At 39.6% G+C, this 13,060-nt stretch carries 12 protein-coding genes and 1 pseudogene; 7 read left to right on the top strand and 6 right to left on the bottom strand.

The genetic code is table 11. From position 1 onward, the window contains the following. The first annotated feature begins 48 nt into the window (after positions 1–48). Positions 49–939, top strand: a complete 891-nt coding sequence (gene dapA, locus FSB73_RS18990; protein ID WP_146785811.1) for a 4-hydroxy-tetrahydrodipicolinate synthase — start codon at positions 49–51, stop codon at positions 937–939. A 231-nt stretch (positions 940–1,170) separates the two neighbouring features. Here dapA and FSB73_RS18985 read toward each other — a convergent pair whose 3' ends face one another. Further along, positions 1,171–3,216 carry a M13 family metallopeptidase gene (locus FSB73_RS18985; RefSeq protein ID WP_146785809.1) on the bottom strand — a complete coding sequence of 682 codons (2,046 nt, stop codon included), beginning with the start codon at positions 3,214–3,216 and terminating at the stop codon, positions 1,171–1,173. Positions 3,217–3,700: 484 nt separating this feature from the next. Here FSB73_RS18985 and FSB73_RS18980 point away from each other — a divergent pair, with 484 nt between their 5' ends. From FSB73_RS18980 to FSB73_RS18955, 6 genes and pseudogenes are all read left to right on the top strand, one after another. Further along, positions 3,701–4,792, top strand: coding sequence for an AAA family ATPase (locus tag FSB73_RS18980; RefSeq protein WP_146785806.1), 1,092 nt, complete (start codon positions 3,701–3,703; stop codon positions 4,790–4,792). A gap of 1 nt (position 4,793) precedes the next feature. Continuing rightward, positions 4,794–5,444, top strand: coding sequence for a DUF4276 family protein (locus tag FSB73_RS18975; RefSeq protein WP_146785803.1), 651 nt, complete (start codon positions 4,794–4,796; stop codon positions 5,442–5,444). A 508-nt stretch (positions 5,445–5,952) separates the two neighbouring features. Beyond that, a complete protein-coding gene (locus tag FSB73_RS18970) occupies positions 5,953–6,336 on the top strand; it encodes a TrmH family RNA methyltransferase (RefSeq protein ID WP_262712392.1) in 384 nt (127 codons plus the stop codon). 62 nt (positions 6,337–6,398) lie between these two features. Continuing rightward, entirely contained in the window at positions 6,399–6,899 is a 501-nt protein-coding gene (locus tag FSB73_RS18965) for an asparaginase domain-containing protein (RefSeq protein WP_146785800.1), read from the top strand. 160 nt (positions 6,900–7,059) lie between these two features. After that, a pseudogene (gene apaG, locus FSB73_RS18960) lies at positions 7,060–7,445 on the top strand (Co2+/Mg2+ efflux protein ApaG). Between the two features lie 68 nt (positions 7,446–7,513). After that, positions 7,514–7,912, top strand: a complete 399-nt coding sequence (locus FSB73_RS18955; protein ID WP_146785797.1) for a DUF4157 domain-containing protein — start codon at positions 7,514–7,516, stop codon at positions 7,910–7,912. Between the two features lie 117 nt (positions 7,913–8,029). Here FSB73_RS18955 and FSB73_RS25630 read toward each other — a convergent pair whose 3' ends face one another. The 5 genes from FSB73_RS25630 to FSB73_RS25615 form a co-directional block, all read right to left on the bottom strand. After that, positions 8,030–8,719: a sensor histidine kinase gene (locus FSB73_RS25630; RefSeq protein WP_225974864.1), complete on the bottom strand. Its 690-nt coding sequence runs from the start codon at positions 8,717–8,719 to the stop codon at positions 8,030–8,032. A 1,577-nt stretch (positions 8,720–10,296) separates the two neighbouring features. Then, positions 10,297–11,145, bottom strand: a complete 849-nt coding sequence (locus FSB73_RS25625; protein WP_225974181.1) for a hypothetical protein — start codon at positions 11,143–11,145, stop codon at positions 10,297–10,299. A 67-nt stretch (positions 11,146–11,212) separates the two neighbouring features. Further along, complete coding sequence (locus tag FSB73_RS18945) at positions 11,213–11,818, bottom strand: hypothetical protein (protein WP_146785791.1); 606 nt, start codon at positions 11,816–11,818, stop codon at positions 11,213–11,215. A 114-nt stretch (positions 11,819–11,932) separates the two neighbouring features. Further along, positions 11,933–12,280 (bottom strand): MazG nucleotide pyrophosphohydrolase domain-containing protein, encoded by a 348-nt coding sequence (locus FSB73_RS25620; RefSeq protein ID WP_225974180.1) that lies wholly within the window; start codon positions 12,278–12,280, stop codon positions 11,933–11,935. Further along, positions 12,208–12,870: a MazG nucleotide pyrophosphohydrolase domain-containing protein gene (locus FSB73_RS25615; protein ID WP_225974179.1), complete on the bottom strand. Its 663-nt coding sequence runs from the start codon at positions 12,868–12,870 to the stop codon at positions 12,208–12,210. The genes FSB73_RS25620 and FSB73_RS25615 overlap by 73 nt, the downstream gene beginning before the upstream one ends. Positions 12,871–13,060: the final 190 nt, after the last annotated feature.

Below are 13,060 nucleotides of genomic sequence, written 5' to 3'. Positions count from 1 at the left end.
CCTGATTTATTAAAATATCATCATTAAAAAATAACATAGCAAATCATTATGTCGCTGAAAAGCTCTCTTAGAGGCACTGGCGTTGCCATTGTAACGCCATTTAACGAAGATCACACCATTGATTTTGAGGCATTAGGAAAAATTATTGACTTTCAGATTGACGGCGGTATCGAGTATTTGGTCACCCTGGGCACAACGGGAGAAACCCCGACCATTTCCCGGGAAGAGCAAATCCAGATTATTGAATTTACCTACGAAAAAGTAGCGGGTAGGGTACCTGTAGTGGTAGGCATCGGAGGCAACAATACCCAGGCAGTGGTAGAAACGCTAAAGACTTTCCCCCTGGAAAAGGCCACTGCAGTGCTTAGTTCTGCACCATATTACAGTAAACCTTCCCAAGAAGGTATTTTCCAACATTACAAGGCGCTCGCTGCGGCCAGCCCAAAACCAATTTTGCTCTATAATGTCCCTCATCGTACGGGCAAAAATATTGATGCGGACACCGTAATTCGTCTGGCAAATGAGGTAGCTAATATTGGCGGTATTAAGGAAGCCTGTGGTAACTTTACCCAGTTTGCCCGGATTTTAAGAGACGTACCAGAAGATTTTCTGGTAACCAGCGGAGAAGACGATATTGCGATTCCACAGATCGCTATGGGCATGCAAGGTGTTATTACCGTAGCCGGCAATGCTTTCCCTAAAGAAGTGTCTACCATTGTACGGTTAGCTCTGGAAGGAAAATTCAAAGAAGCAACTCAGGTCAATAATAAAATCCTTGAAGTATTCACCTTACTCTTTAATGAGAACAATCCGGCAGGCGTGAAGGCATTTTTATTTGAAAAAGGGTTGATTAAAAACGAACTACGTTTACCAGTTGTTCCGTTAAGTGCAGAAAATCACAGCAAGATCAAGGCTTTTTTAAAAAGCTATGATGCCTAAACAAAGATTAAACTTAATCAGTCTTTAAGTCTTTAAGCAATTAATATAAAAACAGGCGGTGCGGTAATGTCTCCAAAAAGACATTACCGCACCGCCTGTTTTTATGCCTTATGCACGAATACAAAAACTCCCTGAATGCTATTTACCGTGTAGGTATCCATTCAGGGAGTTCTTTATTTAAATTCAACAATATAATGATATTGCACCACTTGCTATATAGCGTGTTCTATTTTACCAGATTTTCAGCCTGTCCTCAGGTTTAATATACATTTTTTCACCTGGCTGAACGTTGAAAGCCTTATAAAAAGGATCAAAGTTCATAAGTGGACCGAGCACACGCCACATGGCAGGAGAGTGAGGGTCCAGGTTGATCAACTGACGCACACGGGCATCTTTATATTTACTTCTCCATATTTGAGCCAACGACATAAAGAACCGCTGATCTGGCGTATAACCATCGATCTTAGTAGTGTCCTGTCCTTGTTTCGTTAATTTGAAGGCATCCCAGGCAATGGCTACACCGCCAAAGTCAGCCATGTTTTCACCGGTGGTTAACTGCCCATTGACATGCAGCGAATCGAGCACAGTGAAACTATCATAAAGCCCTTGGATTTTTTTGACCTTTTCATCAAATTTGGCCTTGTCTTCTTTGGTCCACCAGTTATTGATATTACCATCTTTATCATATTGGGAACCTTGATCATCAAACCCGTGGGTCATTTCATGGCCAATGACCATGCCAATAGCACCATAGTTCACTGCATCATCTGCGTCTTTATCAAAGAAAGGATACTGCAGGATTCCAGCCGGGAATACAATCTGGTTGGTGGTGGGATCGTAATAAGCGTTGACAGTCGGAGGTGTCATATACCAAAGATTCTTATCCACTGGCTTTCCCAGTTGTGACAACTCAAAATTATAGTTATTCTCTCTGGCAGCAACCGCATTCTCAAAATATTTGGTACTATCTACATTCACTTTGCTATAATCTCTCCAGGTAGTTGGATACCCGATTTTACGGATAATGGCTTTAAGTTTGACCTGCGCAGTAGCTTTCGTTGAATCACTCATCCAATCCAAGTGCTGAATCCTATTAGAAAAGGCTGTTTCCAAATTGGTAACTAACTGATCCATTCTTTTTTTGGCTTCTGGCGGGAAGTATTTTTTCACATATAACTGCCCCAAAAGCTCACCTAAATTATGATCTATTGCGGAAACCATTCTTTTCCAAAGGGCTTCTTGTTTATCTCTACCTGTCAACTCTTTAGAATAGGCAAAGGCGGCATCTGAAAAGGCCGTACTTAGTACACCCGCATAAGATCCAATTGTATTGGCCTTTAAATAGACTTTCCATTGATCAATGGGTATGGAAGTAAGCATTTTATTGAGCTGCACATAATAGGCAGGCTGTTCCATATCCAAAGAATCAATACTACCAGCACCCAGATTTTTTAACAAATCTGTCCAGCCAATATTAGGCTCCGAACTAACCAGAGAGGCAACGGATACTTTGTTGTAATTACCTTTTACATCCCTTAACTGGACCCTTGTTTTATGGGATCCTGCTATCTGTTTTTCGATATTGTAAACCACCTGTGCATTTTTAACAGCGGCGGCAGAATCCGTGCCTGTTAAGGTAAATAGGTTGGCTACAAAAGTTTTGTAAGCATTTTGAATCCGCTCAGTCGCTGTATCTGTCCTAAAATAATAATCTCTGTCAGGTAGCCCAATGCCCGTCTGGTGAAAGGCGGCAATATTCATGGAGCTGTTTTTTTGATCTGGCCCGACGCCAAAAGAAATAATAGAATTATCACCTCTTTTGGCTGCATCAGCAACGTAAGTCATCAGCGACGGGATATCTTTAATACCATCAATGGCACTCAGCATGGGCTTAATCGGCTCATAACCTCTTTTGTCTCTAGTGACTGTATCCATACCAGAGGCAAAATAATCACCCACTTTTTGTTCAATACTACCAGGCTTATGGTCATTTTTCAGGGCATCTTCTACAATAGCCTTAAGTTTTTCCTGATTATCATCTATGAGTTGATTAAAACCGCCAACACCAAATTTTTCTGCAGGAATTTTAACGGTGTCCAGCCATTTACCGTTGACAAATTGGTAAAAATTATCGCCCGGTTTTACAGCACTGTCGATGTACTGGGTTTCAATAAAATGTTGCCTGGTATGCGTTGAACCATCAGACCCCGTGCCACTACAAGCAGCAAAGGCCGAAGCTACCGCAACAGCAGCAACAGAAAGTGTAACTTTATTCATTGTTTGTATTTTATTATTCAAATTCTAAAATCCGTTTTATAATTACTTTAGTTCAGGTAAAATCCGTCTAATCCAAGCGCACAATCAATTAAAATTCGTACCATTTACGGTTAAGTAAATTATATTTATTCAATAAATGGCCTGTTTAATACAGGCACTTTTGTTCAAGCGGGTCAGCTTAGACGGGATTCTTAGTCATTTACGCTGAACAAATGTCGGAAAATATTTGAAAAAAGCCACTGCTTATTTTATGACAATTATAAAATTCGACTACTCAGCCTAAATAATTGGTAATCAATAGAAAAAAGACATAATCATTAAATAAAAATATAATATTTGATAAATTAATGCGGGTATTACCCAATATCAGTATTTAAAATTTCAACGAACCGCCATAATTTCTGATATTTACAACTAATTATTGCATATTCAGTTTAAATACACAGGCAAGTATGCATTATTTTGTACAAATTAATTAAGCTAGATGATTTCGTCAATAGAAATAAAGGGATTCAAGTCCATAAGAAATCAAATTGTGCCATTGAAACAATTAAATGTTTTAATTGGCGGAAATGGCGTTGGGAAAAGTAATTTTATATCAGTATTTTCTCTTGTACGCAATTTATATGAAGGGAGTTTGCAAAATTATGTTATCAAAAAAGGAGGTAGTAATAGTTTTCTTTATGGAGGCAATAAAATTACCAATGAAATTTTTATTAAATTCATTTTTTCAAATCAAATTGATGAAGTTATTAATAGCTTCTTTGTTACATTAGAAAGCGGCGCAAATAAATTATTTATAAAAAAATTAAGTACGGGATTTAAAGGACTTAATGGACATTGGCATGAAAAAGACTTTGAACAAAATATTGAAGAATCTGCATTCTCCAAAATAAAGGAGAGTCAAGCTTACTATGTTAATAATTTATTGAAGGAATTTGAGGTTTATCACTTTCATGATACAAGTGATAACTCACCGATGAAGAGATTCAGTTCGATCAATGATAATCGATTTTTAAAAAAAGACGGATCAAATTTAGCAGCCTTCTTGTATTACTTAAAGTTAAAACACCCTAAACATTTTTTAAGGATTGAGCGAACAATATGTTCCATTGCGCCTTTTTTTGATAAATTTATACTTGAACCCAATAGATTAAATCCAGAAAATATTCAATTAGAATGGTTAGAAAAAGGTAATTATGAATCATTTTTCAATGCAAATAACTTATCTGATGGAACGCTTAGATTTATATGTCTTACCACTTTATTATTACAACCGACACCACCCAAAATAATAATAATTGACGAGCCGGAACTAGGACTTCATCCATTAGCAATAAACATATTAAGTGAATTATTCAAGAAAAAATCACAAGAAGGTATCCAAGTAATTATTTCAACTCAGTCCATTACTTTGTTAAATAACTTTGAGCCTGAGGACACTATTGTTGCAGACCGAAAAGAAAATTCCACAATTTTTAATCGCTTAAATAAAAATGAATTGGAGGCCTGGACAGAACAATATTCTATGGGAGAATTATGGGAAAAGAACATTATAGGAGGACAGCCATTTTAACATTTATGAAAAGATTAGTTTTTTAGTCGAAGGAGATTGTGAATTAATATTTATTCAAAAATTCTTGATACCATACCTTTATAAAAATGGATTACAGCATGTCGGAATAAATGCACAGAAGATTGTAACCAATGCAAAACTGAATAAAAAGGGAGGCAACATCTCTTATAAATATCTGAAAAACGATTTGCACAGAATTAATGCCTCAGGAAATGTAGTTATAACAACTTTACTTGATTTTTTTAGATTGCCAATTGACTTTCCTGGGCATAGCACGAATGATTGCGATCAAATTGAACAAAAAATGAGGGCGGACCAACCTCAAATACAAAATTACATCCCATATATTCAAAAACATGAATTTGAAGCATTGCTGTTTTCAAGCATAAAAGGTTTCGCCTTTATTATTGATGAGCCCAATACGTTAAATCAGATTAGAGGAATTATAGAAAAATTTGCGAACCCTGAGCAAATAAATGGAGGCGCCAATACATCTCCTTCAAAGAGACTTCTTAATATTTTTCCTTACAAAAAAGTTCATGATTCTGAATTAATAATGACCGAAATTACCATTGATGAAATTAGGGAAAAGTGCCCGAGATTCAATACATGGATTGATAAAATCTTAAGTCAAAATTATATCTCAAATTAATTTTATTAAATATTTGTCCATAATCACAGATTGGAATCTTGAGTTGGCAACAAGATTTAAAACAGAATGATCATTTATCAAAGCAGTCAAATAAGAAAAAAAATTGTTCTAGTGGTCAGCATTGGAGAATCCCTATGGGGCATAGCAAATTATCAAATAGGAATAACCCTCGTAATAGCCTGTGGACGATAAGTTAAACGAAATACCTAATGCTAATAAAAGCACCTGAAAGCCATATTTGTATTATTCCTGTTATCATTCAACTACATTGACAATACCAGACATGGTCGTTCAATCTGGCGCAAAATGTCGGTTTTTCAATTATTTTGTTCGTACTTTGCGCCATGCAAAAATTAAGCATGGATGATTTAGGCAGGTTAAGTCCTGAGCAATTCAAAGCAGCAGAAAAGTTGCCGCTGATCATCATTTTAGACAATATTCGCAGCATGCATAATGTAGGCAGTGTTTTCAGGACAGCAGATGCCTTCCTTTGTAGCGAACTTATGCTTTGCGGCTACACACCGCAACCTCCCATAGAGACATCCACAAAACAGCTCTGGGCGCCACAGAGACCGTTTATTGGTCCTATCACAAGCGCACACTAGAAGCCGTAGAACAGGTCCGGGCCAAAGGCTACGCTGTTTATAGCGTTGAACAGGCGAGTGGCAGTATTTCTACCGAAAACATGCAATCATTGAATGCACCTGGCCTTGTCAAAGGATTGGCGCTGGTCCTGGGCAATGAAGTCCAGGGAGTTGAGCAATCAGTCATTGATCAAAGCGACGGTTGTTTAGAAATCCCCCAATATGGCACAAAGCATTCTTTAAATATCTCCGTTGCAGCAGGTATTGTCATTTGGGAAGCCTCTAAGCTGCTTAGAAACAATAGATAGCATTTATTATTTCTGAAAAAACATGATAATTTTTATTACTTAACCCTTATAATTCATTGAAAATGACAATCCGAATTTTGGTCACAGGAGGAACGTTTGACAAGGAATATGATATGATCCATGGGAAACTGGATTTTGAACAAACCCATGTTCCCGAGATGCTGCAGCTAGGCCGCTGCACCGTCCCAGTAGAAATCAGGACACTGATGATGGTAGATTCTCTGGAAATGACAGATACAGACAGAGAATTGATCCTGCATAACTGCAGCTCCGTACCCGAGGACCGGATACTGCTGACACATGGAACAGATACAATGAGTCAGACAGCCGCCTATCTAGCGGCTGCCAACATCCCTAAAACCATTGTGATCACAGGTGCCATGATTCCCTATAAATTCGGCAGCTCAGACGGTTTTTTCAACCTGGGGGCCGCCCTTGCCTTTTTGCAAACCTTACCACATGGCGTCTATGTCGCCATGAATGGTCGGTATTATAACTGGGATAATGTCCAAAAAAATAAAAAAACGGGTTTCTTTGAAGAAATCACGACAAAGCAATCCTAATAAAGTAATCTGATATTCAATATTTTAAGTTTTTCGGTGGGGGATGTTAAGGCAAATTAACCCATCACTCACCGAATTTCCCTTTTCATTGTAACCCTCAATTCAATCTAAGCGTTATCTTTAAGGTATCAAATTTGAGAAGATAAATACCCGAATCAAGATGACTTATCAAATATCTCAAGGTATTAAAATTAATGTAGAGACCTTTTTTCAACCCGATCAAAGTAGTCCCATGATCAATGAATACCTCTTTGCCTATAGGATTACCATTGAAAACCACAATCCATTTGTTGTCCGGCTCCTAAGCAGGCACTGGCACATCTTTGATGCCAATGGTACGACCCAGGAGGTTAAAGGGGAGGGGTGGTTGGTGCGCAGCCCTTTATTGAGCCCGGTGCTTCCTATCAGTATATCAGCGGCTGCAGTCTGAACTCAGAAATGGGCAGAATGCATGGTGAATACCTGATGGAAAATCAAAATACCAAAACCCAGTTTACGGTGCCCATTCCGGCCTTTGATTTAATAACACCTTCTAAACTCAACTAAATCCGTGCATTGGCTTATAATCAATCATCTGAGCGATCAATTTGTCTAAAACCCTGTAGCAAGGCTTTATGGAATTAGTGCCTTATTTACCTGAAGATGCAATAAGAAAGGATCCAGGCTGTCAGCATGGGGATAAAAAGTGCCGTGTCCGTATCCGTCAAAACAGCTGGATCGCTAAAATTGCCTGCAAATGTATCAAACAAAAGGATGTAGCGCTTACCGTTTTTAGAACCATTTATCTTTCTCATAGCACACCTGGGGTCTTTTTAAACAATCACCGGTGGGTGGCCCATGAACTTGCCCATGTCAGGCAGTTCAGAACTTATGGCAACTTAAAATTCATCTTTTTGTATTTGAAAGAAAGCCTGAGCAAGGGCTATTATAACAATAAATGGGAGGTAGAAGCGAGAGCAGAAGAAAACAAGGCAGATATCCTGGAGGATTATTATTTTGAGTATGCCACCTAAACTCCGCAAAACGCTTAAAATCACCCTGCACTACCATATTGAACAATTTTCCCAACATCCTGCGGCCAAAATAAACCGCTAACCAAAATCTTTGCCTGAGACTGATTTCCCATGTGATTACAGGTCCTCAAATTCTTCTTCATCCATTTCAGCGGTTGTATCTATATATAAAGGCAGGCTTACATAAAAAGTAGTGCCTTTACCCGCTTCACTCTCAAACCAGATCTGTCCACCTGCGTTTTCCACAATGCCTTTGCAAATAGCCAGGCCTAAACCGGTACCAGAAGTCTTGGTGGTAAAATTAGGGACAAAGATTCTGGCTGCCGCCTCTTTTGTAATCCCCATGCCTTTATCGGCTACAGTCAACAATACATTTTTTTCAATTCGCTGTTCCTTAATACTAACCGCAAACTGATCCATATTTTCAGAGGCTTCCAGCGCATTTTTGATCAAATTAGTAAAGACACGCCGCAGTTGCACTTTGTCTGCTCTCACCGTATTAATCTGTGGGGAAGATTGATATTGCACATCAATGCCATCTTCTGTATTATAGAGTAGCAACAAAGGTCTTATAATTTCTTCAATGGTAAACGTCTCCGGTTTGGTATGATGGATATTGGCGAACTGGGAAAAATCACTGGCGATTTTTGCCAACTGGTCAATTTGCTCAATCAGCATATCTGAGACCCTTTTGGACAAAGAATGAATATCCTGACTCGGATCCTGCGCGGAGCGTTGCAAGAACTGCAGACTCAGTTTCATGGGCGTGAGCGGATTTTTGATCTCATGGGCGACCTGCCGGGCCATTTCTTTCCAGGCACCTTCTCTTTCACTGCGTGCAAGGGCGCGGGCACTTTCACCCAGCTTGCGGACCATGATATTATATTCTTTTACCAGATCCCCGATCTCATCATTGCGATTCCACTGGATTTCCTCATTTTCTATCCCAAGATTGATCTTACGCATATCTTCCTTGATCACCGAAAAGGACTGTGTAATTCTGTAAGTCAGTAAACTGGCCACAGCACCTGCCAGTAAAAAGATCAGGGCATTCAGGTTAATAATCGTTACAAGGAAACTCGATATTTCCTGATCCAGTTCATATTGAGAATTTAAGGCCGGTGTATTCAGATAAGCAAATACCTGTTTATTTTGGCCATACAAGGGAACATAAATACTTAAGTATTTGAGCTTTCCGATGGTCTCCTGCTGGAAAAACTTAATGCGGTGTCTGCCATGGAGTGCCTCAAAGGCGTTGGGATGCATTTTATTGGAGACAATATTCTCATTAAAGATATAAGGCTGCGAAGAGGCTTCCAGATTGCCATTTTTATCATAGAGATTGACATCCTGCTTATTTAAATTAGCCAGTTCAATAACTCTTTGGGCCACCAGTGTACTGTTATAAAAAGCATCCAGATCATTGGGCGCCTTCATATTCAAAGGCAGTTCCTGTTTTAAACTCTCTTCAATCTCGCCCGCCAATATCTGGGTGGATTGCATGAGTTTATCCTTGTTGGTCTTATTAAATCTACTGATAAAAAAGGAAATGGTAGAAATACCAATAATGATAAAAGAAAACAAACTAATAAAGATAAGGGTAGCATGCACCTGGAAACGAATATTAAAGTTTAGTCCGTTTTTGATCAATTTCCATTTAAACCGGGACTGTATAATAAAGCCTGAGAGCTTAAGCAATACAATAACCACTACAAAAGAAGAAAAGATGTAGGCAAATAAGGTCACCGTACTAAGCAGGTCATCATTTTTCTCCGTGATCACAACTGTCGTATGATTGCCTGCATTATACCAGAGCTCCTTTACCTTAAAGCTATTGTTTTGCCTGAATTCTCTTTTGGGTATCTGTTGGTCGCTCAAAGAATCAGAGAACTCAAAGTCTTTGCTATTAGAAAATAGTTGCCTGTTTTTATAAACAGCATAGGAGTAGTTTTGCGGGATCTGTCCGGTCACGATGACTGGATTATTCAGCAATTCCAAGGACAGGTTGTTATTGACATACTTTCTGGGTGAGAGTACAACGAACATGTATCCCATAACAGCGTGGTTATAAACACTGCTAATCTCCTTTCGGTAGATATAATTAAAATTATCGGATTCCGAACCATGAATATAGAGATCCGTCACATTGGTCGGCTTTGAATTACTGACCAGCGCATTGAGCAGACCAAAAGAAGTCGAATCTGCATTATATAACGGCGCTCTGTTGGCATCAAAGGTATAAATCCGCGTATTGAATTTATTTAAAAAACCCGAGAAATTAGCCATTATCAGGCTGTCCTTGACAAAGCGGTTATCCCCGTCGTCATAAAGGCGGTTAAAATTATCATTCCAGAAAAAGTTCGTAAAATTGCTGATCGCCATTTTTACCAGATTTTCACCAGCATTATCTGCCTGTAGGGCCAGCGCCTCTGCATACCTTTTCTTCTCCTCCAGTCTTCTGTTATTGGTGAACTGCAAAATTGCGGTAAAGGTGGCCGCAAAAAACATGACCCAAAATAAAAATACCTGGAAGCAACCAGCGGCCCGGGCAAATCCTCCCACCGGACCTGGAGGAAAAATAAATAAAGCACCATCCAGGCCAGTGCGAATATTTTTATGGTGACCAGATCTGAGGAACTGCTAACAGAGACCATTAAAAGCCCGCTGACCACCACTATGGCCATCCGCTCATACAGGCTAAACCCGGCATTTAAGGCCGGCAGATGCAGAAAATAAGACAGATTGAAAAAGCTCAGTGTAATAAAAGTCAGAATCACAAAAGTGACAACCGTGTAAATATTCAGGTTAAAAAAGTCGGCCACATTGATCGGGATCTTGGAATCTCTAACAAGACTGGATACAATGCTAACCATATTCATGGTACAGAGCGCAAATAAAAATAATGCCGCCACACCAATGACTTTGCTATATTTTTTTACCAATTGCTGGTGTCCGGCGCCTACTTTAGTATGTCGGTATTTAATAAAAAATGTGATCCAGAAAAACAGTAAAGTATTGATCAACAGATCCCCTAAGGAGGAGTGCAGCACATTGGAGGCATAGATAATAGGACTGAACAGCTCATAGCTCCTGTAATTAAAAGGGATGGGCAACCAATAGGTCATAAACCGAAGCAACACCACCGTTATAAGCAGCCAGAATGCGCCTTTGTAAAACCCTTTAACCAGCGTGATCTCACTGATGACCCCATTGATAAAGATCAGGACAAACAAAATGCCCAGCAATTTAAAATTAAAGATGCCATGCTGGGATGCTGATCCGGATTTTGTGCATATTTACTCAGCTTAAAGAGCTCCTGACCACGGGAATTGTAAATAGGTTCCCCAGTGCCGCTCTGATCCACATAATACATACCATCCAGATCCGGCGCATGGGCAAAGCTGTTTCTAAATATTTGCTTTCAATAAAATAGGTCCACCTAATAGGGATCATGGCCACTACCAGAAAGTCGCCCGTTTTGGTGGGAATGGTCTTTTTAAGCATTTCAAAAAGACCATTATTGGCCCGAATCGGGTAGTAGCCATCCGGCAATCTGAGATCCTGCTGGCTTACATTCATATTAAAGGTATTCCAATAGGTCTCTTTTGGCGGTGTACTATCGCCCACCGTATAAACAAATAGGCCGTATTCCTTGTCCTGTAAATCCAGAGCCGATTTATCTGCCTGACTATTCAGCAATAAATGTAAGGAGGCTGTGGTGGTTGTCAGGGTTTCAAAGTCCTTTTCCTGAGAGGCAAGATAAGATTCAAAACTTTGTTTGACCTTTTGAGGAGAGGCGTTAAATGCCCAGTAGTTGCTTATCACAAAAGAGAGTGTAAACATCCAGGCGGCTATGATCAGTGAATAGCCCTGCTTAAATATTGCTTTTCTAAATGTATTAATCATATACCGCTTGACGGCTACCCTTTAAAAATTCACACTAGTATAAGGTTAAGATTCAACCCTCAATTCAACCTGCTATTCACCCCTGATTCAACCCTCAATTCAACCCTCGATCAATCACTGTTCCGCCTGCGACCCGTCGCCATTTATACTTCCTTGAACCCCTAATTCCTTTTTCAGCTTTTGTTTTGCCGCTTCCCATAAGTCGTCCATTTCTTTAAAAAGCATATCTGGATCCGTAATGGAGCGTCCCTGATCCGCTGCCAGTTGCTCCATCAGATTAAAACGTTTGATAAATTTCTGATTGCAGCTTTCCAGCGCCTTATCCGCATCCACCTTCAAAAAGCGTGCGTAATTAATCAATGAGAAAAAAACATCCCCTAATTCTTCCTCTATATGCCCCTGATCCGTCGATTCGATCGCCTCCTGCAACTCACTGAGTTCCTCCAGGACTTTATCATACACGGACTGCGTTTCCCCTTCGGGCCAGTCAAAACCAGCTTGTCTTGCCTTTTCCTGGATCCGGGCAGCTTTGACCATGGAGGGCAACCCTTGGGGACGCCGCTCAATATGGCTGTTTTTTCTTGCTGTTGTTTTATTTGTTGCCAGTTGCGTTTAACCGCCTCAGCATCCTTCACTTTGATATCTCCATATATATGCGGATGACGGCGGATCATTTTTTCTGAGATCGACTCCAGGACATCTTTTAGATTAAACTGCTGCTGTTCTTTGCCGATCCGGGCATAAAACAATAAATGGAGCATAATATCACCGAGTTCACCTTTGAGATCTGACCAGTTTTTTTCATCAATGGCGCCGGTCAACTCATAGGTTTCCTCCAGCGTCATTGCTCTTAAGGTATCAATAGTCTGCTCTTGATCCCAGGGGCACTGTTCACGTAGTTCATCCATAATCGTTGCTAGCTTCATAAATGCCTCAGACAATCCTTCGTCCTGGCTGATCCGCTTGCTGAGCGACTTGTCTTCCATTTTTTGGGGCATTGGAGAAATTGGCCCTTCTGTAATTCCTTGCTTATCAATATCAGACTGATTCATAATTATATATATCGTTTTAATCCACTTTGAATTGGCCTTAAAAATACGTCAGCCTAACGAACTGTCCTAATTGGGCTCTTTATGCTAATTATTTTCCCCCGTTTTCACCATCCTAGATAAATTAACGGTTTTTGAACGCCCCAAAAAATCAAATCATAATCCACACTAAATCAATCATATAATTATTTTA

The organism is Arachidicoccus ginsenosidivorans (assembly GCF_007971385.1).
Taxonomy (GTDB): Bacteria; Bacteroidota; Bacteroidia; order Chitinophagales; family Chitinophagaceae; genus Arachidicoccus; species Arachidicoccus ginsenosidivorans.
The sequence above is the reverse complement of the archived record's forward strand: the minus strand, read 5'-3'. Positions and strand labels throughout refer to the sequence as shown.

Coding starts and splice junctions, on each gene's coding strand:
- dapA (WP_146785811.1), top strand. CDS start 49: ATGTCGCTGAAAAGCTCTCTTAGAGGCACTGGCGTTGCCATTGTAACG.
- FSB73_RS18985 (WP_146785809.1), bottom strand. CDS start 3,216: ATGAATAAAGTTACACTTTCTGTTGCTGCTGTTGCGGTAGCTTCGGCC.
- FSB73_RS18980 (WP_146785806.1), top strand. CDS start 3,701: ATGATTTCGTCAATAGAAATAAAGGGATTCAAGTCCATAAGAAATCAA.
- FSB73_RS18965 (WP_146785800.1), top strand. CDS start 6,399: ATGACAATCCGAATTTTGGTCACAGGAGGAACGTTTGACAAGGAATAT.
- FSB73_RS18955 (WP_146785797.1), top strand. CDS start 7,514: ATGGAATTAGTGCCTTATTTACCTGAAGATGCAATAAGAAAGGATCCA.
- FSB73_RS25630 (WP_225974864.1), bottom strand. CDS start 8,719: ATGGCCCGGCAGGTCGCCCATGAGATCAAAAATCCGCTCACGCCCATG.
- FSB73_RS18945 (WP_146785791.1), bottom strand. CDS start 11,818: ATGATTAATACATTTAGAAAAGCAATATTTAAGCAGGGCTATTCACTG.
- FSB73_RS25615 (WP_225974179.1), bottom strand. CDS start 12,870: ATGAATCAGTCTGATATTGATAAGCAAGGAATTACAGAAGGGCCAATT.